The organism is Spirosoma montaniterrae (genome assembly GCF_001988955.1).
GTDB lineage: Bacteria > Bacteroidota > Bacteroidia > Cytophagales > Spirosomataceae > Spirosoma > Spirosoma montaniterrae.
In genome coordinates this window covers 3,083,236-3,107,726 of the sequence record NZ_CP014263.1, presented here as the reverse complement: position 1 = coordinate 3,107,726, position 24,491 = coordinate 3,083,236, and the positions used below count along the sequence as shown (strand labels likewise).

Sequence of the window (24,491 nt, the reverse complement as noted above, 5' to 3'; positions counted from 1 at the left end):
ATAAGCGTTTGATTCTGCACGACTGGCACTGTACTTTTGTTTACTGAGCAAGTCAGTGTCGCTTTTCAACGAGTGGCAGGCTTCAAAAGTTTTATTCATGATTCATTACGACGAATTTGTGCTGGACAATGGCCTGCGGGTATTTGTTCACGAAGACGCTTCCACCCCGATGGCGGCTGTTAATATTCTGTATAACGTTGGCTCACGCGACGAAGACCCCGACCGTACAGGCTTCGCGCATTTATTTGAGCACCTGATGTTTGGCGGCTCAAAGCATATTCCAAGCTACGACGAGCCACTACAGCGCGTGGGGGGCGAAAACAACGCCTTCACCAGCCCCGACATCACCAACTATTACATTACGCTTCCAGCGGCCAATTTAGAAACGGCTTTCTGGCTCGAATCAGACCGGATGCTGAGCCTGTCGTTCGATCCGCAGGTGCTCGACGTGCAGCAGAAAGTAGTAATCGAAGAGTTTAAGCAACGCTATCTGAACCAGCCCTACGGCGATGTATGGCTAAAACTGCGCCCGCTCGCCTACCTGCAACATCCGTATCGCTGGGCCACTATCGGTAAAGACATCAGCCACATCGAAAACGCCACACTCGACGACGTGCGCGGCTTTTTCTTCAAGTATTACCTGCCCAACAACGCCATTCTGGTAGTAGCGGGCAACGTTACGGTTGAGCAGGTTAAGCAACTCTGTGCCAAGTGGTTCGCGCCCATTCCGGCAGGTGTGCCCTACGTGCGGAATTTGCCGAAAGAGCCGAAACAGACCCAGGCCCGACAACTTGAAACCAGCGCGAACGTGCCACTCAACGCACTCTACAAAACCTGGCACATGCCGGGCCGGTTCGACGCCGAATACCATGCCGCCGACCTGCTGAGCGATATGCTGGGGCGCAGCAAATCGTCGCGGCTGTACCAGAAATTGTTGCGGGATACCCCGCTGTTCAGTAACGTTGGTGCCTATACGACAGCATCGATTGACCCCGGCCTGCTGATTGTGCAGGGTACGCTGAACGAGGGAATTACGCCCGAAGAGGCCGATGCCGCCGTAGAAGTTGTTGTGCAGGAATTTATTGAACAGGCCGTTGCAGAAGAAGAACTGGCGAAAGTCAAGAATCAGGCTGAGGCCACGCTGGCGTTCTCGGAAGTCGAACTGCTGAATCGGGCCATGAACTTAGCATTCGCTGCCAACGGTGGGAACCCCAACTTCGTAAACGAAGAAGCAGCCCATATCCAGGCCGTTACGCCCGAATCCATTCAGGCAGCCGCCCGGAAAATACTGCGCCCGGACAATAGTTCGACTTTATATTACCGGCGCGACAACTGACCCCTGATCATGAAAATACGCGTTGGACAGGGCTACGACGTTCATAAGCTTGTGGCAGGACATCCGTTCTGGCTTGGGGGCATTCAGATTCCGCATACGCACGGCGCATTCGGCCACTCCGATGCCGACGTGGTGTGTCATGTGCTGTGCGATGCGCTGCTGGGTGCTGCCAACATGCGGAACATCGGCTACCATTTTTCGGATAAAGACCCGCGCTGGAAAGGCGTCGACAGCAAAGTGCTGCTGGCGGAGGTCATGCGCATGATTCGCGAAGCGGGGTGGGAAGTGGGCAACGTTGACGTGACGGTAGTGTTGCAGGAACCGAAGCTAAACCCGCACATTCCGGCTATGAAAACCTGTCTGGCTGGTGTTATGAACATTGCCGAAGACGATATTTCCATCAAAGCCACTACGTCCGAACATTTGGGCTTTGTGGGCAGGCAGGAAGGCATTGCGGCTCACTGCGTAGCACTTATTCTGAACCAGAATTAACCTTGATTTTTACGATTAACAGGATTATGAACTACAACTGTCTACAGGTTCTTTGCGCCCTCTGCGTGATCTCTCTTGTCTCTGCGGTTAATTCACTGGCCCAAAAACCCGCTGATATGCCGCTGGGTTTTGAAGAATATGACCCCGTTTCGACCCTGAAAGTACCCGAACATAAACTGAAGCGGGCTAAGTTTCCATTTATCGATGTCCATAACCATCAGTTTCAGATGGACGATGCCGACCTGCGCCCGCTGCTGGCGCAGATGGACAGCCTGAACATGCAGGTGATGGTCAATCTGAGCGGACGTGGCTGGGGTAGCGTAGCCGAAAACACACGGTTTTTTAAATCGGCAGTTGCCAATATTCAGCAGACAAACCCAAAACGCCTGATTTTGTTCTCAAACATCAATTTCGATGACATAGGCAAAGCAGGTTGGATCGAGCAGGCCGTACAAACGCTCGAAGCTGACGTAAAAGCCGGAGCGAAGGGATTGAAGATATACAAAAGTCTTGGCTTTAGCGTGAAAGACGAAACCGGGCAGCGTGTTCGGGTCGATGACCCACGCCTTGACCCAATCTGGGCCAAATGTGGCGAACTGGGGGTGCCGGTATTGATTCATACCGCCGACCCAAAATCGTTCTGGGACCCGATGGACCGCTACAACGAACGCTGGCTCGAACTCAAACTTCATGCGGGCCGCAAGCGTGATGCCACTAATCCGGTGCCGTGGGAGAAGCTGCTGGCCGAGCAGCATAACGTGTTTCGGAAGCATCCGAAAACTACGTTCATTAACGCCCACATGGGCTGGTATCCAAACGACCTCGTTAAGCTTGACAGTTTGATGCAGGCGTTTCCGAATACGGTGGTCGAGATTGGGGCCGTTATCGCTGAGTTGGGCCGTCAGCCACGGGCGTCGCGGAAGTTTTTCGAGAAATACCAGGATCGCATTCTGTTTGGCAAAGACAGTTGGGTGCCGAGCGAATACAGCACCTACTTCCGGGTGCTGGAAACCGAGGATGAATATTTCCCCTACCACAAAAAATACCACGCTTTCTGGCGTATGTATGGCATGGGACTGCCCGACGATATTCTGAAAAAAGTGTACTACAAGAATGCGCTGCGGATTATTCCAGGATTAGACAAAAACCAGTTTCCGAAATGAAACTACTAACGATTGTTTTCACACTATAAACCTACCAGCGCGTAGCCTGAAATTGCCAGCCGGGATTCACTTTCTGCATTTCTATCTCATCGTTGCGTTCGGTGAGTCCGCATGTCAGATAATTCTGGTGCAGCCGGGCTAAGGCTTCGTGGTCCAGTTCAACGCCAAGCCCCGGCTCTGTAGGTACAGCTACCGCGCCATCGTCAAACCGGAATCGTCCACCCTTGATGACTTCGTCTGACTGCCACGGATAGTGCGTGTCGAGCGCGTAAGTCAGGTTGGGCAGGGCCGCGCCGAGGTGAACCATAGCTGCCAGCGAAATGCCGAGGTGGCTGTTGGAATGCATCGACAGCCCGCGCCCGAACGTATCGCAGATACCGGCGAGTGTCATGGAAGCCCGGAGACCACCCCAAAAATGGTGATCGCTCAGAATAATGTCTTCGGAGCCAAGCGCGATGCTGGCCGGAATGTCGTCAAACGAGGTGGTACACATGTTGGTTGCCAACGGTGTTTTCAGTGCCTTCCGCACCGTAGCCATGTTGGCCTGTCCACGAACGGGGTCTTCTAAGTACTCCAGAATCGGCTCCAGTTGCCGCCCGTACCGAATGGCGGTTTCCACGGTCCAGAGTGCGTTTGGGTCGATGCGTAGCGGTAACGCACCGCCGGGCCGGTCAGGGCCAAAGGCATCGCGCAGGGCGAACATAGCCGCCACTTCGTCCGATGGGTCGAATACGCCACCTTTCAGTTTAATCGACTGAAAACCAAACTCCGCACACATGGCCTGGGCCTGGGCCACAATGCCTGCCGGGTCGAGGGCAGCGGCTTGCCGGGCAGCCGACCAGCCCTGCGCTGCCGGATCGGAACCGAAGCCCAATTCGCCCCCGGCTCCTTCATATTTGTAGAACAGATACGCCGAAAACGGCACCTGATCGCGCAGTTTCCCACCCAGCAAGTCAACCACGGGTCGGTTGGTCACTTTGCCCACAATGTCGAGACAGGCTACTTCTACGGCACTGAAAATATGTACTAATTTTCGCTGATCCCAGGGTGTGAGTCCCCGCTGGGCCGCGTTTTCAGTGCCGAAATGCTCCGTTAGCACCTGCCGAATGGTGTTTTGCTGGAATACGTCGCGGCCCGTCAGCAGATGGGTCGCGGAAGCCAGGGCGTCGTTGGTTGCTACGTTGCCGGGAATTTCGCTGATTCCTGAGATGCCGTCCTCCGTCACCAGTTCGACGATGGTTCGCAGGGCGTAGGGCGCGTGCAGACCAGCCGCGTTGAGCAGGGGCGGGTCTACGATGGCGATGGGCGTGATACGTACTTCCCGGATGCACGGACCGGTGCGGGTGTTAGGCAACGTCATCGGCGACAGACTGGAGAAGTGCTTTAATATACCCGTATGCAAACGAAAAAGCCTGCAAATCAGCTTCTTTAAGCGCGTGGTGCGGCACGTGGTCGGGCATAACCATGCCAGCGTAACCCACGTCGCGAAGGGCACGAACAACATGCAGAAAGTTCATGTCGCCGTTATCGGGATATACCTCCATGAAGTTATTCCAGCCGCCTTTGATGTTACGCAGGTGTACATTGAAAATCTGATTACGCTCACCCACCCACTTAATAATGGGCATGATCTCGGTTTTAGGGTCCTTCAATCCTTCGGCAATCGAGCCTATGCAAAAATTGAATCCATGCCAGGGGCTGTTATAGAGTTGGGCGAACCGCTTGATGCCCGCAAACACGTCGGGGCTGTTCCAGCGCGTGATGCCCCGATAACCGACGGGCGTAGGCGGGTCGGCAATGTGGTTAGCCAGCTTTACTTTGTATTCAGCCGCCACTGGCAGCAGCCGGTCGAGGAGATAGGTGATCCGCTCGAACATCTGATCGATGGATACGTCGCCGGCAATGGTTTTCGGATGGTTTTGCCGGAGAGCTTCTTCGTAATTCCAGGTGCTGTAAATGGCATTACCGCGCTTAGGGTCAACGGTTTTGCCCGTGCGAAGCACAGGGAGAATGGTGGTATTGTAGTTGAGTACTTTAATGCCCGTTTTGCCCGCTACCTGAATCATCTGCTGCAATAGCTCGATCTCCCGGTCGCGTTCGGGGCTTTTGCCGAGCATGATATTCGGGTATTCTACCTTGTCGATGCCCGCCGACGTAAGCGGAAAATGGTAAGCGTCAAGGGCAATGCCGTATTTTTCGCAGGCTTCGCGTTTGGCAAGTGAATCGGTGAGGTCCCAGCCTTTTCCCGGAATAGTTTTGGGCGATCCGCCGTCGAGGTTGAACACACCGTGTCGGGCTTTGAACTCTAAGTTTTCGATGGTGGTTCCGCCCGCCTGACAGCCGACCACCATCCGCACCGGCTTTTTAGGAACGCGTTGCCCCTCCGCAGGCGTGGTATTCGGTTGCCCCAGTGCCGTTCCGGCAGAGCCTACGGCAACCGTCTTTAAAAACTGACTACGTTTCATGGCTTTGGTTGATTTTCGGTTTCGAGGAGTAACAGCAAGGCACTGTGGTCTAATTCGCCATTGCCTACCGACAGGGCACGCTGCATCTGTTGGGCAACGAGGGCCGTACCAGTTAACGCTACCCCCAGCGATTCGCCGGTTTGCAGGGCAATGGTCAGGTCTTTGTGATGTAGTTTGAGTTTAAAGCCCGGCGCGAAATTGCGCTCGATCATGCGTTTGCCGTGCAGGTCGAGGATACGGCTTTGAGCGAACCCACCGAGCAGAACGTTCCGCATTTTCTTCAGATCGACGCCCGCTTTATCCGCTAACGCAAACGCTTCGGCCACAGCCTGAATCGTTTGCCCAACAATAAGCTGATTGCAGGCTTTGGTGGTTTGACCCGCACCCGGTGTGCCGATATGAACAATGTTTTTACCCATAGCCCGGAATACCGGCAACACGCGCTCGAACGCGGCCTCGCTGCCGCCCGCCATAATCGACAGGCTGGCACTTTCGGCACCTGCCTGCCCACCCGATACGGGCGCATCGAGTGCTTCGACCCCTTTGGCCTGCATCAACTCGTGAACGTGGCGGGCCGTAGCCGGGGCAATAGTCGACATGTCGATGAACACGGCTCCGGGCCGAATACCGGCCAACACGCCATCTGACCCAGTCACTACGTCGATTACCTGGGGCGAGTCGGGCAGCATCGTGATAATCAGATCGCATTGTTCAGCTAACGCCCGTGCGGTCGGTGCTTCGGTGGCCCCGGCTTCGGTTAGGCTCGACGCTGCTTTGCTCTGCGTCAGTACCCGCACCGGGTAGCCCGCTTTGAGCAGGTTGAGGGCCATTGGTTTGCCCATGATGCCGAGGCCGATAAATCCTATTTTTTCCATGCGCTTGCCTGACGGCTGAATTAAACCAAAGGAAATAGTTGAGCACCAATCATGATGACAATCAGGCCCGCCAGCCCCATCACCACCAGCAGGGGCGAAATAGTCTTGAGCGCTTCCTGCTCGGTGAGGTTACTGAGTTTGCAGATAATCCAGAAGCCGGCGTCGTTCATCCACGGCACCAATTTGGAGCCGCAGCCAATCGCCAGACCGATATACACCGGGTGAAACGACAGGCTGGCGTTATTAGCCATACCCGACAAAATGCCCGAAGCCGTGATGAGTGCGACCGTTGCCGACCCCTGCGCCGTGCGAACAACAGCGGCAATCAGGAAAGCCAGCGGAATAAGGGCCATCTGGTAGTCTTTGGTCAGATCGGCAATGCGGGTGCTGATGCCGGTTTGCTGCAACATACCACCAAACGCGCCCCCAGCCGCCGTAATGAGAATGATGCCGCCCCCGCTCATGAGCGCGGCCTGCACAAAAGGCGTCAGTCCTTCGGGTTTGTTCTGATCTTTTCGCTGATAAACCACCAGCAACAGGGCCGCAACGCCACCCAGCACAATAGCAATGTTTTTATCGCCCAGAAACTGCAACAGACTGAAAAAACTACTCGTCTGACCGGGCGTGGCGCGGGCATCGAGTGCGGTGTCGATACAGATAAACACCAGCGGAATCAGCACGGGCAACAGCGATACGCCAAGCGGGGGCAGTTGCTTATCGTCTTTAGCCGCAATAGCCTGAATGTCTTCGAGCCGGGCATCGAGCGAATCGCGCAGCGGAATGGGCATTTTATTGTTGGCCCAGAGCGCGAAGAAGTAGCCCGCCGTAATCGTAAACAGGCCCACGATAGTACCCGCTACCATCATCAGCCCAATCGGGATATTCATCTCGCCAACCAAAAACAACGGACCGGGTGCGGGAGGAACGAGGGAGTTAGCCATAGCCGCTCCCGCCATAATGCACAACACCAGCAGCAGGTAATTTTTACCGATACGTAGCGTCATGGCTTTTGCCAGGGGCATCATCAGAAACAGCACCGTATCGAAAAACACCGGAATGCCCAGAAAAAAGCTGCTGACCAGAAACGCAACGGGGGCTTTGCCGATACCCGTTAGCCGCAGCATCGACCGGATAATTCGTTCGGCAGCACCGCTTTCGAGCATACACTTTCCGATAATGGCCGCCATCGCGATCAGAATGCCAATTTTGGCGCAGGTATTCCCAAACTCGGTGGCAATTCGTTCGCCAATGCTTTTTTTGGCGAGAGCCGCTGCTGCTGCCGGGGCGGTTCCTTTGGCTATCGCCATTTGCTCGATAACCGAAGCGGGCGTAAGCAGGGCAACCACAAAAGCACCCAGCAAAAGAGCCAGAAACGGATGCAGCTTTAAGCCAATGATGCCGCCAACGACGATAATTACGCCAACGAGGAGAATGAAAAGGGGGTCGTTCAGAAGCATCGGTCGTGAGAAAAAGAGAAAATGGGTGAGGTTATTAGGGTAAGAATCAGAGTTTACTGCGAAACCCGGCCAGTGTTTTAGCCAGCGACCGCGCACCGTCGGCAACAAACGTAGCGTCGGCTCCGCAGGCAATGAGCCGGATGCCGAGGTCATGGTAGCGTTGGTAGTCGGCGGGATTGAAAAATAGAATGCCGGTCGCTTTACCCGCCTTCTGAGCCGCATTGACAGTTTCCTGCAAAGCCTCTTTGAAACGCGGATGGTCAAACTGCCCGAAAATGCCGAGTTCCATCGACAGGTCGGCGGGGCCGATGAACAGCACGTCGACCCCCTCGATAGCTGCTACCTCATCGAGGTGGTCGAGTACGGCCACCGTCTCGATTTGCACGACGCCCAACACCGTCTCGCGGGCTTGCTGATAGTAGCTATCGAAGTGCTGCCCGAAGCCAGTTGCCCGCACCATCTTGGCTACACCCCGGTTGCCGTGGGGCGGGTAATGCAGGCCATTAACGACCCGCTGCGCCCCGGCTGCGTCGGTGATTTTCGGACACATAATTCCTTCGGCTCCCATATCGAGGATGCGATGGATGCGCTGGGGTTCGCTGCTTTCGACCCGCACAAGAGCCGCCGTAGGGGTATGTTCGAGTGCCTGAAGCTGAAACACTACATCGCGCTCAGAACCGGCACCGTGTTCAAGATCGATCAACACCCAGTCGAACCCGGCCAGCCCTACAATTTCGGCGGTGATGGGGCTTCCGAGATTCAGCCAGCAGCCATTCAGCGTTTCGCCCTGTTGCAGGCGTTTTTTGAGATTCTTCATCAGGTCCAGTTCAGCAGGTTACGAAGGTTGGTGCCTTTCACCTTTCGGCGGTCGGCGTCGGAATAGTCAGCTAAATGCCGATCAACAATGTCGGGCGGGCCACTTCCCCACACCATGCGGTTGGGGCCAAACGCCTGCACCACCCGGCGCGTAAACGACCGGGCACTATCGTAATAAGGTGCGTCGGTAGCAAAATGGCCCAGCCCCGACAGCTTCATGTACACGTTCGTGAAGGTTGCCAAATCGAGCACGTCGGCAAATTCAACCGCCGATCCGAGATGCGGTTCGGCTAAATGATCGATCAGCACTTTGCTGGCTGGGAAGTCGCGCATGAGCTTGCCAACCTGCCCGGCATAGTTGGGGCCAATGTGCAGTTCGACAATTAGATTGAGGTTAACGGCCTGTTTCCAGAGTGCCCGAACACCCGCGTCGGCAAAACTATCGAGGTAATTTTCTTTGCCCCGATGGGCATGAAACCGGGTAGAAACGATACGCGGCTCCTGCCTGACCAATTCGGCCAGTTTCTGCGGGGCGCGGGCATCGCGGGGGTAAAACAAACTGGTTCCCCGGAGCCGGTCAGGTTCGCGCCGGAGGCAATCGAGTACCAGCCGGTGGTCGTCGCCGTAGGGTTCGGGCTGCACAATCACGGCCCGGTCGATGCGCTGTTCGCGAAGCCGGTCCAAGTAAGCCGCCAGCGGGTCGGCAGGGTGTTTGGACAGGTCGGGTTTGTAAACGGCCTGCTGGTGAATTGGAAACCGGTTTGTGTCAGGACTGAAGATGTGCGCATTCCATTCGATCACCCAGTCATTGTTCACCAGCGCAGAAGCTGCGTGAGAATCGGCCAATGCCGAACCGGCGCGGGCAGCACTCACGGCCAATGCGCCCGCAACCATCCGAAAAAGATCGCGCCGGGGCAGTTGGCTGTCCGTTTTTTGACTGTTGAGACTCTTGTTTTTCGCGCTTCTCATACCGTCGGTCGCTACTTTTTGTCCCACCAGATACGGGTGTCGAGCAGGTTCGGTCCTTGCCGGGCAATGGCCTGCTGAACGTTGATTTTGTTGACGTTCAGTTCGGCATCGGTGTAGGTAAGTCTGCGTATAAAAGGCTCCGTTTTCAGATCGCTACCCGGAAATGGATTGGGCTTCAGCGTTGGAAAGTCCGACCGGCGAAAATTGGCCCAGGCTTCGGGGCCGTTCAGAAACGACGCTACCCAATATTGTGTGTTTATCAACTCCAGTTCTTTGCCCGGTGTAAGCGGATTGGCCTGTACATAGCCCGTAATGGCCGCTTCGGCGATGGCGGTACTGGCACCGTAGAGCGCCAATTGCTGCATGTGTGCCCGAATGCCACTGGCGTAGAGTGTGGCTACGTTGCCCGTTGTCCATTGCCGATGTACGGCCTCGGCCAGCAGGAGCTGGGTTTGGGCGTATGTCACATAAAACGTGGGCGATTGAAGCCCCGCCATCCGGGTGCGGTCGAGCTGGCTGTAGTCGTACAAACTGGCAAGTTTATCGCGGGTGACAGCCGCCGAAACGGTGGTATTATCGTATCCCTGCGGCATACCAATCTGCACTGCCGGTGAGCGGTCGGCGCGGGTTTCGCGCTGATCGGCGGTGCTTCTGGCCCCAACGTAGCGCACGGCTATCGACGCCAGTCGGGGGTCGTTGTTGGCTTTCAGGTACGTCACGAAATCTTCGGCTAAGTAAAAGAAATCGGCCTGTCCGCCGTTGAGCTGCGCCCCCACCGGATTCGGGAAGCTGGCCGTATGCTGAATCACGGCATTGTCGGCGTTGGCCTGCATCAGCCCGCCCGCCACGGCTTTCGCTACCGTAGCAGCGGCTTTGGCGGGGTCAACTTTAGAGAGCCGCATACCGGCCCGGAGCAGCAGCGAGTAGCCCAGCCGTTTCCATTTGGTAATATCTCCTCCGTAGAGCACGTCTGACGTAATGCGGGCTTTGGCGGCATCGAGTGCGGCTGATGCGGTTTCCAGTTCGTTGATGAGGTCGGTATAGATGGCCTGTTGCGGGTCATAGACCGGCGTTACAATGCCTTCGAGATAGCTTTTGCCGGCCTGCGTGTACGGAATATCGCCATACGTATCGGTCAGAAACATAAAATAGTACGCCCGCCAGATTCGCGCCATGTTGTAGAGGTTCGAGCGGGCCGGTACGTCTTTGGTCTTCGCCAGTACGTCGGTCAGTTCCCGGATTACCTCGCGGTAGCCACGCTGCCAGTTGGCCGCCGTAACGCTTCGGTTGTCCTGGTTATACTGACCAGCCGCGCCCACCCCGCTGAAGGGGTTGATCATCTGTTTGACAATGATGGCTTCATACTGGAGGTTGTTGTAACCATGCGCCCCCGAAACGATGGCTGTATTGAGTTGAAACGCCGGATCGACGGAACTGAGCGCGATTGGGTTGACATTCAGTTCGTCGAACCCTTTATCGCAGGCGGTGAGCAACAGCAGGAGCAGTACGCTCCCCCGTAGCATAAGTAGCGGTCGAGTCATGAGCATAAGCGGGTTGATTGGGTCGTTAGATACAGTGGTTCAGACGTTTAGAAGCGGACGTTCAGGTTAAAACCCACGCCCCTCGTAATGGGCAGACCGGTGGCTTCCAGCCCGATCAGGTTATCGGATGCGAAGCCAAACTGTTCGGGATGAATGTTGGGCACCCACTTCTTCAGCACCGCTACGTTGTTGGCTACGGCGTTGAGCCGGATGCCTTTTATAAAAAAACGAACGGGCAAAAACCGGGTGAAGTCGTAGCCGAGCGTAATCTGCCGAAGCTGCCACAGCCCGGCGTTATACACAAACTCCTCGGCAATGTTCTGCGACCGGACCGTTTCGTAGTACGCCTGCACACCCGACCTGGTTTTGTTGACTTCGCCGTTGGGGTTCACGCCCTCACCAATCACGAAACCTTCTTCCCGGCCCACCAGCGTAGCTTTGTGCAGACCATGTCGCCAGGCATTATGGTTGGTGCCGGAGATCATGTTGTGGCCCAGTTTGAAATCGATCAGCACCGACAGGCTGATGCCTTTGTACGTGAAGCTATTGGTGAAACCACCTACCCAGAGCGGAAGCGCACTGCCGAAACTGATTTGGGTGGGCGTGCGGAGCGGACGACCATTGCCCGCGTCGAACACCTGTCGGCCCTGCGCGTCGCGGAGGTAGCCAAAGCCGTAGAGCTGCCCCATTGGTTGCCCAACCACCTGCCGCAATTCGCCCGTAAAGTCGCCCGTACCTACCGTAATCATATTGTCGCTGATGCTGCTGCCCAAATCCAGCACTTTGGTTTTGTTGTAAGCCGCGTTGACGCTGCTTGTCCACGAAAAGTTGGATTGCCGGATGGGCGATAGCGTCAGCAGCATCTCAAGTCCCCGGTTCTGGCTGCGTCCTACGTTGATAAGCTGGTTCAGATAACCACCCGCATCGGAGGTCTGCGCCCGCAGAATCTGGTCTGACGACAGCTTGTCGTAATAGGCCATATCGAGCGAAACGGCGTTGTTGAACAGCTTGAGTTCCAGCCCTATTTCTTTTTCCGATACCCGCATCGGGCGCAGGTTGGCGTTCGGCACGGTGGAGCCGCTGATATTGGCTAACGGCTGGGCGGCCCCACCCGGCGTAGTGAACGGCTGAGCGTTGATAACATAGAACAGGTTGTTGGCATAGGGCGATACGTCGGTATCGCTGCCGACTTCACCGTAGGCTACCCGGAGTTTACCGAACGATAGCCAGTCGGGGAGTTCGTTGGCCAATGCCTGCGAGAAAACAAAACTGGCCGTAACCGACGGGTACAGGATGCTGCGGTTGGCGGGCGAGAGCGTAGAGAACCAGTCGTTGCGAACCGTGCCGTTAACAAACAGATAGTCGCGAAAAGATACCTCTGCCGAGCCGTAGAGTGAGTTGACCCGTCGCTGCGAGATGTCGTAAACGGGGTCGCGCTGCCGACCGTTGCCAATCGAGTACAGCCCACGCGTGTAGAAGTCCTGCACCAGCACATTATGCCGACTGATTTTCCGGTACATCTGGTTGCCGCCTGCCGTCAGGTTAAGTCCAATTACCCCGAACGTTCGGTTGGCTCCCAGCAGGAAATCGGCGTTCAGTTCGCGAACCGTGCGGGCATCCTGCACAAACTGCCCGTTCACAAAGCCAGCAGGGGCCGCCGGTTGGCGTTGGCTGCCGGTGGGGAGGTTATAATCCTGCTCGCGGGCGTAGTAATCCTGCCCGATACGTCCCTGCACAAACAGCCACTCGGTCAGGTTGTAGCGGGCGGTCAGATTGCCGAAAATACGGTCGGTGTAAATATTGTCGAACCGTTTGAGCGCGAAATACGGATTGGTTCGGTTGGTAAAGCGCGACCAGCGATACTCGTCGCCGTTGGCATCGGTGGCGTATTTTTCGAGCAGGTCCATCGGCATCGAGTTCGCCATGTTATACAGCACCACCGGGCTGTAGTCCTGCTCGGCAATGTTCGGCGGATTTTTGCGGTATTCGCTGGAGTAGTTGACGTTCCCCGATACGGTCAGTTTTTTGGCGAGTGTCTGCGTAAACCCCAGGTTCACGGTTCGGCGGGTATAGCCCGATCCGGGCAGAATGGTTTTATTTTCCAGATTGGATACCGACAGGCTGAAGCCGCCAAATTCCCCCCCGACGACAGCGTGAGCGTATTGGTGAACGTAGAGCCGGTTCGGTAGTACTGCGTAATCTGATTGCGCTGCGGTACGTAAGGAACGGTAACGCCATCGAACAGCACCTGCGTCATGCCCGGCTGAAACCGCTCCCCAAAGCTCCACTGCCCCGACGTCGGATTGGGCGTGGTAGGGCGCACACCGTTCTCTCCCTGTCCGTATTCGTACTGATAGTCCGTATAATCCAGTGGGGTATCGTGCATGAAATTGGTGTTGTATTGCAGGCCGATCCCCGTGCCGCTACCCCGCGTTTTGGTCGTAATCATAATTACCCCGTCTTTGGCGCGGGAGCCATAGAGTGCCGATGCAGCCGCGCCTTTCAGGACGTTGAGGGTTTCTATATCGTCGGGATTGATACTGCTCAGGCCGTCGCCCCCGTCGGAGGTGCGGTTGCTGCCACGCTCGGCCACGTCGCCACGGGCGGCATTATTGGTGTTGTCGATAGGTACACCATTGACCACAATTAACGGCGAGTTGTTACCGCCAAACGACGACTGTCCGCGAATCCGAATCTTGCTCGTACCTGCCGGCCCCGACCCCAGCGAAGTAATGTTGACACCCGCCATTTTTCCCTGAAGGGCGTTCATGAAGTTGGCTGTGCGGTTAACCGTAATCTCTTCCGTGGGTACGGTGGCCGTTGCGTAGCCTAAGCTTTTAGCCGCTTTTTTGATGCCGAGCGCCGTTACGACCACTTCGCTCAGAGCTTTGTTTTCGGGCCTGAGCGACACTTGCATAGCCGATTGGTTGCCCACGCTTACTTCTTTTCGCTCATAACCAACAAAACTGAATACTAATATGCTATTGCCTGTATCAGGTATGTCTAACTGAAACCGGCCTTCGGCGTTGGTGGTGGTGCCCCGCTGCCGAAACGTCGAACCGGATTCCTTTAAAATCACGCTCACGCCGGGCAAACCCGCGCCCCTCTCATCGAGGACCTGACCTGATACGATTCGTTTGGGAGCCGTATCGGCTATGCGTTCGGTGGGCAACGTTACATTGGCCGGGTCGAGCTGACTTAGCTTACCCGGCGACAGCACTAATTTGCGCCCAATCAGCTCATAGCGCACAGTCAACGGTTTAAGCAAGCGGGTCAAAACATCGGCCAGCGTGGCGTCGACCGCAGTCAGGCTCACCCGCTGATGCGGGTTGATTACCTCCGTGCTGTAAACAAACTGCACATCGGTGGCCCGTTCAATGTCGGCCAGCACCCGTTTCAGTTCCTGATTGTCGGCCCGCACGGTGAGTCGGCGGTTGAGGTATTCCTGCGCACGGCCCGGCAGCGCGTTCGAGATGCCCACCAGCAATAGCATCACTACGCTCAGCGTGAGCGAAAACCTCATGAGCATTGGCCAGCGAAAACAGGCGTAGTGGTATTTCATAGGTTTTGAGAGGGTTTGGTTCGTGAGAGAATTGCACTTATCGACGGCTGACAATAATCTGTCCGTCAGTGATTTCATATGTCGATGAAGCCGCTTTGCAGAGTATATCAAGCTTTTGAGGAAGCGACGCGTCAGACAGGTCAGCCGTGATTTTTACGTGGCTGAACGCCTGCTCATCGAACTGAAGCGGTAATCCGTAGCTTAGTTCTATTTCACGTAAAATCTGCGAGATAGGCGTTTCTTCATACTTAAACGTGGGCGATTGCTGCCGACTCGTGACGAGGGCCGGATTGTGCACAATTGTCTTGGTCAGGTTGCCGTCGCTCTTCTCGAAAATAGCGGCCTGATTGGGTGTCAGCACCAGCCCTTTCACTTCTTTATTGGCTGGAATTTGGGCCGATTCGGCCTTGTACACCGACACTTTGCCCGACAGCACCTGTACAGTCATTTTTCGATCCTGCTCAAAAGCCCGCACCACAAACCGGGTTCCGAGCACTTTCGTAATCATCCTGCCCGAATAGACCAGAAACGGCTGCTGCCTGCGCTGAACCGAGAACGTAGCTTCACCGCTGAGGTACACAACCCGCGTTGTTCGGGCGAATACATTGGCATAGCGGAGCCGACTCTTCGGACTCAGCCACACCACCGACCCGTCGTCTAAGGGTACGCGCAACGGTTGAGTCGTGTTATTATAGGTTTCAACCAACGGCTGCGTGGCCGGGTGGCTGGTTGTTATGTAGTTAACCGGCTTACGATCCTGGCTGAAATACCAACCTATACCGACCAATACCAGCATGGAAGCTGCCAGCACCAGCGATGACCAAAGCGGGCGCGGGCGTTGGAACACAGGTGTGTTTTTTTTCTGACGATAGGGCCTATACGCCATCGCCTGATTCATGAATTGCTGTGTTTCTTTTCTAACTTCTGCTTCGCCAATGTCGTCGGTACGTACCGAAGCTGCCCGAATAAACCGTTCGGCCTGCAAAAAATCGTCTCGTTTGTCAGGAAAACGGTCCAGAAACGAAAGCCAGAAAACTTCCTGCCGACTTTCGCCCCGAACCCAGTCCCGAAAGTCGTCGTCCTGGATAAAATCAACCAGCGTATAAAATGTATAGTCTTTCATGCCACCGTGAAGGAGTTTTTGGAATAAAGCGGTTTCGGGCTACCGGGTTAGCATAGACTGGTCAGCATAATCAGCAGCCCACCGGAGCCAATCGACCAGTTTCGGCGAAGGCTGTTCAACGACTTTTGCAGCAGATTATACACCGACTGACGCCCCAGTTGCATGACTTCGGCGATCTGTTCAAAACTTAAATTCTGGTAAAAGCGCAGGTAGATAAGTTCTTTCTGGCGAGCCGGTAACTGGTTGATCAGTTTCTCGATGGTGCGAAGCTGGTAAATTTCGTTCTCCTCATCGATCAGGTGCGTGTCAGCCGAAAATTCGACCGAAAACACGTAGTCGTCGGTAAGCCCGACTGTATAGCCAGCGTTTGTGCGGGCGATTTCCCGCAAAATCCGGCTTTTCAAGACCATCAGCAAGTAGGCGCGAACATTGGCAACCGGCGCAATGGTAGCCTGCATTCGCCACAGACTAAGAAACACCTCCTGAATGCTGTCTTTGACAAAGTCCCGGTCGGCACAGAGCCGCATACCCCAATGAAACAAATCGGCGTAGTGCTGCTGCATCAGATTCGCCAGTGCATAGATATCACCGGCCCGGTAGTCCTGCCAAAGTTGCTCTGCTTCCGTTGCACTCAGCCGCTTTCTCATCTGAACCTATCTTTTCCATATGAGCGAAATGCAGCGAATACTTAACCTATTAGTTCAGGAAATTTTTGTATAAATAGTAGAAACAAGAGGATTATACGGTGCAGGTGGTAATAATAGAATTGTAATTTGACTCGTGTTTCCATATAGTACATGCTTCCTTATAAGTACTATTGAGCATCATAGATACAATAAGTAATTATACGCTGTAAGTTGACTATTACTTGGCCTTCAACAGGCTGAATTTACCGTTCGCTCAGTTCCAGAAAAAAAACTTCAATCACACAAAACCGGCTGAGTGTCTGCAACGTATGTGTGTGCGTATCTGCTCATCCGGCACTACGCGTACTTCTGCCAACGTTGCCGAAGGTCGACTCCGGCTTTCGGGAAAATACTGTGTTTGGTCTGCCTTCTGCACTTTCTCACTGTCTATTGTTGTCCATTTATGCATGTTTAAACCGTTTACTACATGAACCGTATTTCTCGTTTTTTCAGCGGCATGCTATTGCTGCTGACTGTGGCTACCATCGGTTATGCGTCGAGCCACCGCGAAGCCCCGCTCATCTCCAACGATCCACTGGCCGATAACACTGACGTTTACGCCTTTAAAAGCCCCGACGATCCCAACGCCATTACGATCATTGCCAATTATATCCCGTTTGAATCGCCCGAAGGTGGTCCGAACTATTATAATTTTGGCGAACGAATCCGGTACGAAATCCATGTTAAGAACCGGGCCGATACCCCCGGCGACGACATCACCTACCGCTTCACCTTTCAGAAGGTAAACGAAGACCCAACCACCTTTTTCAACATCCGGCTGGGCCGACAAAACTTACGGACGACCTATACCTGCGAGAAGAGTACCGATGGCGGACGGACCTTTACGGTTATTGTTCGCAACGGCATTGTGCCACCGGCCAATATCGGCCCGCGCTCTATCGACAACACGGTGGTGGGGCTTGGCACCGATTATAATTCGCTGATTCAGCGGGCTATTGCTACGGCCTCGACCGGCGAGCAGGTATTCTGCGGCCCCGCCGACGACCCGTTCTTCGTCGATCTGGCAGGTGCGTTCGATGTTGGCAATTTCCGACCCAGCGGCAACGCAACAAACCCCTCCAAAGACGGGCTGGCCCGGTACAACTGCCACACCATTGCGCTAAAAATCCCTGTAAATCTGTTACAGAAAGACGGGAAAAACATTACCCAAGCCGCCAATATTCTCGACCCCAACTATGTGATTGGTGTTTGGGCTTCGGCATCCCGCCAGCGCATCCGCACCTTCTACAACGAAGGCGACGTGGGCTTCGATGGCGAGTATGTCCAGGTTTCCCGGCTGGGGATGCCCCTGACCAACGAGGTTGTCATCCCCATCGGCCAGAAAGACCGTTGGAATGCCCTGACTCCCTACAACAACAACGACCTGCGCTTTGCTCAGTACTTTGTCAACCCCGAACTGGCCCTTTATATGGACGACGCCCAATTTGGCGGGGCCGTACCGTCGCTGAAGGGGTTGCGGATTCAGTCGCGGTCGTTGGGTAGTTTCGACTTCCGCAATGGCAAACCGGGCCTGTTCGGTCTCAAAGGCAATGCCGCCCTCAATGGCACGGCCCTGGCCGAGAACGCCTTCGGCGCGCTGCTGCTGCCCAACAACGCCAGCCCCCGCGCCGTCGACCTGCTGCCCATCTTCTACACGGGCGTACCCAACCTGGCTCCTTACCAGTTGGCAACGGGCAAGAACGGCAACCCCTTAGCCGTGGGCAAGCCCTTCGTCCACAACTTTCTGCCCACCTTAGGCGACATGCTGCGGCTGAACATGGCCGTACCCGCTACGCCCCGCTCAGCCCCGGAGTTTTCGTCGCTGGGGCTGGTGCAGGCAGCCGTACTGGGGCTGACCGACAGCCGTTACACCAACCCTAACTTGCAGTTCATTCCCAACATGGACGGCTTTCCCAACGGTCGTCGGCTGGAGGATGACGTGACGACGATTGAGTTGCAGGCGGTGGGGGGCGTGGTGCTGGCGGCACTGGGCTTGTGGTACGACGATTTCACCCCCGGTACTTCGCCCAGCCCCGTGACCAACAACCTGCTCAACGTGTTGACGTTCAGCGCAGGCATCACCAAAAACGACACGACACTGAAGCCCAACTTCCCGTATGTGCAGACGCCCTGGCGTGGTTTCAACTATACAAAAGTGGTTAAATTTTAAACCCTCTTCCGTTCCTGACAACATGAAAAAGTTACTCATTCTGCTGGTAGCGACGGTAGTAGCCGCCTTGCCATTTAGTCCGTCAGTGGCCTCAAGTCACCGCGAAGCTCCGCTTATTTCGAACGATCCGCTGGCCGACAACACCGACGTTTACGCCTTCAAAAGCCCAGTCAATGCCGAACGAATTGTTCTGATTGCCAACTACATTCCGTTTGAAGACCCTGCAGGTGGCCCGAACTGGTACACATTTGGCGAACGAATCCGGTACGAAATTCACGTAAAGAACCGGGCCGATACCCCCGGCGACGACATCACCTACCGCTTTACTTTTCAGGTAACGAACGAAGACCCGACCACGTTTTTCAACATTCGGCTGGGCAAGCAAAACCAGCGGGCAACGTATACCTGCGAACGTAGCATGGATGGGGGCAGAACCTTCCAGACGATTATCAGCAATGGCATTGTGCCACCAGCTAATATCGGCCCGCGTTCCATCGAAAATAAGACAGTCGGCTTAGGCGCACCGAATTACAATACACTGGCTACCCGTGCCATCATGACCGCGTCGACGGGCGAACGGATATTCTGCGGTCCGGTCGATGACCCGTTCTTCGTCGATTTGGGCGGAGCGTTTGACGTTGGTAATTTCCGGCAACCCGGCCCGGATGCAGTGGCAAAGTACAACTGCCATACTATTGCTATCGAAGTGCCCGTATCGACCCTCCAAAAAGACAGAAAGAACGTGGCTCAGGCCGCCAACATTCTCGACCCTGACTATGTGATTGGCGTTTGGGCTTCGGCATCCCGCCAGCGCATCCGCACTTTCTACAACGAGGGCGACGTGGGCTTCGATGGCGAGTACGTGCAGGTCTCCCGGCTGGGGATGCCCCTGACCAACGAGGTCGTCATCCCCATCGGCCAGAAAGACCGCTGGAATGCCCTGACTCCCTACAACAACAACGACCTGCGCTTTGCCCAGTACTTTGTCAACCCCGAACTCGCCCTCTACATGGACGATTCGCAGTTTGGCGGGGCTGTGCCGGGTTTAGCCGCGCTACGGATTCAGTCGCGGTCGCTGGGTAGCTTCGACTTCCGCAACGGCAAACCGGGCCTGTTCACCCTCAAAGGCAATGCCGCCCTCAATGGCACGGCTCTGGCCGAGAACGCCTTCGGGGCCGTCCTGCTGCCCAACAACGCCAGCCCCCGCGCCGTCGACCTGCTGCCCATCTTCTACACGGGCGTACCCAACCTGGCTCCTTACCAGTTGGCAACGGGCAAGAACGGCAACCCCTTAGCCGTGGGCAAGCCCTTCGTCCACAACTTTTTGCCCACACTGGGCGACATGCTGCGGCTGAACATGGCCGTACCCGCTACGCCCCGCTCGGCCCCGGAGTTTTCGTCGTTGGGGCTGGTGCAGGCAGCCGTACTGGGGCTGACCGACAGCCGCTACACCAACCCCAACTTGCAGTTCATTCCCAACATGGACGGCTTTCCCAACGGTCGTCGGCTGGAGGATGACGTGACGACGATTGAGTTGCAGGCGGTGGGGGGCGTGGTGCTGGCGGCACTGGGCTTGTGGTACGATGATTTCACCCCCGGCACCTCACCCAGTCCCGTTACACCGCAGCTTGGCAACGTATTGGGCTTCAACGCGGGCATCACCAAAAATGACACGACGTTCAAGGCAAACTTCCCCTTCGTACAGGACCCCTGGCGCGGCTTTATCGGTAATGAGTACACCGGACCTAACTCGTTTGTGCCTACATCGACTCCGCATCAGCCGGCTCGTGTAGCTGCTCTGGAAGAAGAAGCTACCGGATTACGCATGCGTATTTTAGGAAATCCGACTACTGCCGAAGAAGTGACCATTGAAGTGCGGGGTGCTGCAAAACAGGCATTACAACTGAGTGTGGTAAACACGCAGGGGCAGGTAGTGAGTCAGATCAAACTCAACGAAGCCGACGAGGTAGAACGCCGAACGCTGAAATTGGGTACACAGCCAGGAGCGTATCTGCTGAAAGCAGCCACGCCCACCGACCGACACATGCTCCGTATTATTCGGCATTGACCCTTCACATTCCCCAACCCTGACTCAGGGTTGGGAAATACAAAACCTACCACCATGCGCACGCTATACATATCATTTTTAGTTGGTTTGGCTTTGCTCAATCAGGTCGGTTGCCAGTCCAAATCCTCGACCGAAACCACCCAGACAACCGACGACCCAACGACGATGCCTGCGCTGTTCCAACGGCAGGGCGAACTGGCGAAGACCCCCGAATGGCCCCGGACGCAACAGAAGGTAACAGAGTTGCAGCAGGCAATCTGGAAAAATCCCGGTGATGTAAAACCCCGGCTACAGGTTGCCATGATCTACCTCGCCGAAGCGCGTATCACGGGCGAGCATCCGTATTATTATCCGGCCATCCTGAAAATTCTGGACGGTGTGCTGGCAATCGACCCGAAAAACTTTGAAGCTATCACGTTCAAATCGTCGGTTAAGATGTCGCAACATCAGTTTGCCGAAGCGCGAACATTGGCCGAAAAAGCACGTCAGATCAACCCGCACAACGCTTACGTATATGGGGTACTGGTAGACGCCAACGTAGAACTGGGCGACTACGAACAGGCCGTGAGCATGTCCGATAAAATGCAGGAACTGAAACCTTCGCTGGAGTCGTATTCGCGGGCTTCATACCTTCGCGAAATTTATGGTGATTACAAAGGAGCCATCGAAGCCATGAAAATGGCCGTTCAGGCCGGATTGCCCGGTTCGGAGCCTTACTGCTGGAGCAAAAATACGCTGGGCCATCTCTACGAAACCACGGGGCAGTTGGCCGCAGCCGAACGCGAATACGATGGTATTCTGGTAGTGCGGCCCAGTTATGCCTTCGCCCTGCGCGGAAAAGCCAGCATCCAGAAAGCCCGCCGACAGTATCCAGCCGCTTTAGCTACGCTCGACAAGGCGGCCTCGATCATGCCTGAGTTCTCCTTCCATGAAGAAATGGCCGACATGTATGCGTTGCAGGGTGATAAGGCCAAAGCGTTGACGAAATACGCTGAAGTAGCCACTATGCTCGATGAAGATGCCCGCTCCGGCCACGCCGTTGACCTGGAACTGTGTAAACTCTATACGGCCTCTGGTCAGTTGGATTCGGCATTGGTTTATGGGCTGAAAGAATACAGAAAACGGCCCAAAAACATTGACGTGAACCACGCGTTAGCCTGGGTTTATTTCGGTCAGAAGAACATTGCCAAAGCACAGGAACACGTGGCCGTAGCGATGCGAACCGGCAATAAAGACCCCGAATTGCTCCGTCGGGCCAGTGCTATTGCTATGGCCGGTGGTCGCTCAGAAGAAGGCGGCAAACTGCTGGCAATGGCAAAAAAGATCAATCCGAATCAACTGCTCTAATTAGCTAAAAACTGGTTAATTTTTTCATGGCAACATAGTTGCACAGGATACCTATGCGCCTACTTCCTCTTTTTCTTATGCTGGTTGGTTGTGTGTTCTCATACGCTCAAACCAGTCGCAACGGCTGCGTTTACGACGCTGAAAGCAACGAACCCATCGCCGGGGCTACGGTGCAGGTGCCCGGCACGACCGCAGGAGCTATCACTAACCGGGCCGGGCGGTTCAGTCTGACGACCGACGCCCGGCAACTACGCATTTCAACTGTTGGCTACCGCGAACGGTTGGTGACGGCACCCGCCACCGGCGAGTGGCGCATTGCCCTCGAACCGGCAGTCGAAGACCTGCAAGCCATTGTCGTAACGGCGAGCCGCGAAGCGCAAAAGCGCACCGAAGCTCCCGTAGCCATCGCCAAACTGAACACAACTCTCGTTCAGGAAACGCGCCCGCAGAACTTGGTCGAACTGCTCAACAAAGTGCCGGGGGTAGCGATGCCCAATCTGCAAAATGAGCAGCATTCGATGTCGATCCGGCAACCGCTCTCAACCAACGCTTATTTTCTCTATATGGAAGACGGCGTACCGCTGCGACCGATGGGCCTGTTTAATCACAATTCGCTGATCGAAACCAACCTGTTGGCAATCAGTAGTATCGAGGTAGTGCGTGGCCCGGCATCGAGCCTGTATGGGCCGGAAGCCGTGGGTGGAGCCATCAACCTGATTACCTTTCAGCCTACGGCCATACCGACCGTGCGCGTGGGTATACAGGGCGATCAATGGTCGTTTCGGCGGGTCCAGTATAATGCGGGCGGTATGCTGACCAAAAAACTTGGCGTGTTTGTGGGCGGCTCTTTTGCCCGGCAGCGCGACACCTGGCTGCCACACATGGACTACGACAAAACGTCGGTGAACGCCCGGCTCGACTATCACCTGACCAATCGTACAACACTAACGGCGAGTGTGGCCTACAATAACTACCGCTCGCAGGTAAACGGCGGCATCGACAGTGTAGCGTATTACAACCGACAGTATGTGGTGTTCAATGACTTTATGGACCGCAACATTCGTTCGATGCGTGCCCGATTGACGCTCAATCACCAGTGGGCAAGAGGTTCTGAGAGTTTTGTAACACTGTTTTACCGGGACAACTACTACCCGCAAAGCCCGACGCATACCGTGCGCTGGACCACTGGACAACGCACTGCCTGGACTGAAAATCAGATTACTACCTTCTCCAGCCGGGGGCTGCTTGCCCAGCATAGCCAACGCTTCGATGGGCTGCGGAGTAAGCTCATCGTTGGCGGCTCAGCCGATTACTCGCCCGTGTCGTACAACGCCTACCGATACAACTTAGCCGCCGACCTGCGGGCCGATGGGCGGTCTGTGGAGCGGTATCGCCTGCTCGAAGAACGGCCCGACCTGAAAGTGTCCAACTACGCGGCCAACCTGTTCAATACAGCCTTATACGCCCAGCTCGACGTGCGCCCTCTTGACCGGCTACAACTTACGGCAGGCGGACGATTCGACCGAATGGCGTTTGATTATCAGAATTTTATCGACAAAACTACCGGTACAAAAACCTACCAGCAGTTTACGCCCAAACTCGGTCTGACCTACGATTTGGGGCAGGGCGTAGGCGTATATGCCAACTACAGCCGGGGATTTGCCCCACCGGGCCTGTCGGCTATTTTTCGGCCACGGCCCAACCCGAAGCCCGGTCAGGATTTGTTTTATTACAACCTGAAACCAGCACAGTTCAGTAACCGCGAAGTGGGCGGCTGGGCGTCGTTGCTGAAAAACCGGCTGTATATCGACCTGGCTTATTACCATATGGATGCCCGCGATGAAATCCTGAGCATCCGTCAGCCCGACGGTAACACCGACTTTCAGAGTGCCGGGCAGACCCTACACCGGGGCGTCGAGTGGAGTCTGAGCTACCGGCCTACCGATGCTTGGCTCATCCGGTTCAGCGGTACGCGGGCCATTCACCGCTTCGTTGACTTTACGCTCTCTACCCGCGCTACCGACGCTGTGCAGAAACTCGATGGCTTCGACATGCCTTCGTCGCCCAACTGGCTCGGTAACACCGAAGTTATTTATAAACCGGGCTGGGCGAAGGGACTGCGGCTGTCGGCGGAGTGGCAACGTATTGGCTGGTGGTATGTCGATCAGGTTAACCGCTATCGCTACGACGACCGGGGCTTTCTGGGTGGTCGGGGCGTCAGTTTGCTCAACCTGCGTGCGGGTTACGTCTGGCGCGGAGCCGAGGTGTTTGTCAACGTGTTGAACGCCACCAACGAACTGTACGCCAATTCGGCCAGCCGGGGCAACAACGCTACCGACCGCACCCAATATAACCCCGGTCAGCCACGCACGGCCATGCTGGGGCTGATGTACACGTTCACTGGCCGAAAGCGTGAATGAA

16 protein-coding genes and 1 pseudogene are annotated in these 24,491 nt (G+C 55.5%); 7 read left to right on the top strand and 10 right to left on the bottom strand.

What is annotated here, in order from left to right:
* The first annotated feature begins 97 nt into the window (after window positions 1-97).
* Genes AWR27_RS13435 through AWR27_RS13425 form a run of 3 tightly spaced genes read left to right on the top strand, consistent with a single transcriptional unit; the run spans window position 98 to window position 2,991 of the window.
* Window positions 98-1,336: a M16 family metallopeptidase gene (locus AWR27_RS13435; RefSeq protein ID WP_077131633.1), complete on the top strand. Its 1,239-nt coding sequence runs from the start codon at window positions 98-100 to the stop codon at window positions 1,334-1,336.
* 9 nt (window positions 1,337-1,345) lie between these two features.
* The gene (gene ispF, locus AWR27_RS13430) at window positions 1,346-1,828 is read left to right on the top strand and encodes a 2-C-methyl-D-erythritol 2,4-cyclodiphosphate synthase (RefSeq protein WP_077131632.1); all 483 of its coding nucleotides are present in this window, start codon (window positions 1,346-1,348) and stop codon (window positions 1,826-1,828) included.
* A gap of 26 nt (window positions 1,829-1,854) precedes the next feature.
* Complete coding sequence (locus AWR27_RS13425; protein WP_077133986.1) at window positions 1,855-2,991, top strand: amidohydrolase family protein; 1,137 nt, start codon at window positions 1,855-1,857, stop codon at window positions 2,989-2,991.
* 31 nt (window positions 2,992-3,022) lie between these two features.
* On the opposite strand, the gene AWR27_RS13420 is transcribed toward AWR27_RS13425, so the two are convergent.
* The 10 genes and pseudogenes from AWR27_RS13420 to AWR27_RS13375 all read right to left on the bottom strand — a co-directional run bounded on the left by AWR27_RS13420 (window position 3,023) and on the right by AWR27_RS13375 (window position 16,446).
* Window positions 3,023-4,351 (bottom strand): enolase C-terminal domain-like protein, encoded by a 1,329-nt coding sequence (locus tag AWR27_RS13420; RefSeq protein ID WP_077131631.1) that lies wholly within the window; start codon window positions 4,349-4,351, stop codon window positions 3,023-3,025.
* The gene (locus tag AWR27_RS13415) at window positions 4,338-5,456 is read right to left on the bottom strand and encodes a mannonate dehydratase (protein ID WP_077131630.1); all 1,119 of its coding nucleotides are present in this window, start codon (window positions 5,454-5,456) and stop codon (window positions 4,338-4,340) included. Before AWR27_RS13415 ends, AWR27_RS13420 begins: the two co-directional genes overlap by 14 nt.
* Window positions 5,453-6,331, bottom strand: a complete 879-nt coding sequence (locus AWR27_RS13410) for a 2-hydroxy-3-oxopropionate reductase (RefSeq protein ID WP_077131629.1) — start codon at window positions 6,329-6,331, stop codon at window positions 5,453-5,455. Before AWR27_RS13410 ends, AWR27_RS13415 begins: the two co-directional genes overlap by 4 nt.
* A gap of 20 nt (window positions 6,332-6,351) precedes the next feature.
* On the bottom strand, window positions 6,352-7,782 hold the full coding sequence (locus AWR27_RS13405) for a GntP family permease (RefSeq protein WP_077133985.1): 1,431 nt from the start codon (window positions 7,780-7,782) through the stop codon (window positions 6,352-6,354).
* Between the two features lie 52 nt (window positions 7,783-7,834).
* A complete protein-coding gene (locus AWR27_RS13400; protein ID WP_077131628.1) occupies window positions 7,835-8,605 on the bottom strand; it encodes an HpcH/HpaI aldolase family protein in 771 nt (256 codons plus the stop codon).
* Complete coding sequence (locus tag AWR27_RS13395) at window positions 8,605-9,573, bottom strand: amidohydrolase family protein (RefSeq protein ID WP_077131627.1); 969 nt, start codon at window positions 9,571-9,573, stop codon at window positions 8,605-8,607. The genes AWR27_RS13400 and AWR27_RS13395 overlap by 1 nt, the downstream gene beginning before the upstream one ends.
* A gap of 11 nt (window positions 9,574-9,584) precedes the next feature.
* Window positions 9,585-11,114, bottom strand: coding sequence for a SusD/RagB family nutrient-binding outer membrane lipoprotein (locus AWR27_RS13390; protein ID WP_077131626.1), 1,530 nt, complete (start codon window positions 11,112-11,114; stop codon window positions 9,585-9,587).
* 47 nt (window positions 11,115-11,161) lie between these two features.
* Window positions 11,162-14,607 (bottom strand): annotated as a pseudogene (locus AWR27_RS13385) (SusC/RagA family TonB-linked outer membrane protein).
* Between the two features lie 106 nt (window positions 14,608-14,713).
* Entirely contained in the window at window positions 14,714-15,799 is a 1,086-nt protein-coding gene (locus AWR27_RS13380; RefSeq protein ID WP_077131625.1) for a FecR family protein, read from the bottom strand.
* Between the two features lie 47 nt (window positions 15,800-15,846).
* Window positions 15,847-16,446 (bottom strand): RNA polymerase sigma factor, encoded by a 600-nt coding sequence (locus tag AWR27_RS13375; RefSeq protein ID WP_077131624.1) that lies wholly within the window; start codon window positions 16,444-16,446, stop codon window positions 15,847-15,849.
* A 466-nt stretch (window positions 16,447-16,912) separates the two neighbouring features.
* Between AWR27_RS13375 and AWR27_RS13370 the strand changes: the two genes are divergently transcribed.
* From AWR27_RS13370 to AWR27_RS13355, 4 genes are read left to right on the top strand one after another with little or no spacing between them, the layout of a single operon-like run.
* Complete coding sequence (locus AWR27_RS13370) at window positions 16,913-18,655, top strand: DUF4331 domain-containing protein (protein ID WP_077131623.1); 1,743 nt, start codon at window positions 16,913-16,915, stop codon at window positions 18,653-18,655.
* 22 nt (window positions 18,656-18,677) lie between these two features.
* Window positions 18,678-20,723: a DUF4331 domain-containing protein gene (locus AWR27_RS13365; protein ID WP_077131622.1), complete on the top strand. Its 2,046-nt coding sequence runs from the start codon at window positions 18,678-18,680 to the stop codon at window positions 20,721-20,723.
* A 54-nt stretch (window positions 20,724-20,777) separates the two neighbouring features.
* A complete protein-coding gene (locus AWR27_RS13360; RefSeq protein ID WP_077131621.1) occupies window positions 20,778-22,070 on the top strand; it encodes a tetratricopeptide repeat protein in 1,293 nt (430 codons plus the stop codon).
* A 53-nt stretch (window positions 22,071-22,123) separates the two neighbouring features.
* Window positions 22,124-24,490 (top strand): TonB-dependent receptor, encoded by a 2,367-nt coding sequence (locus tag AWR27_RS13355; RefSeq protein ID WP_077131620.1) that lies wholly within the window; start codon window positions 22,124-22,126, stop codon window positions 24,488-24,490.
* Window position 24,491 lies beyond the last annotated feature (1 nt).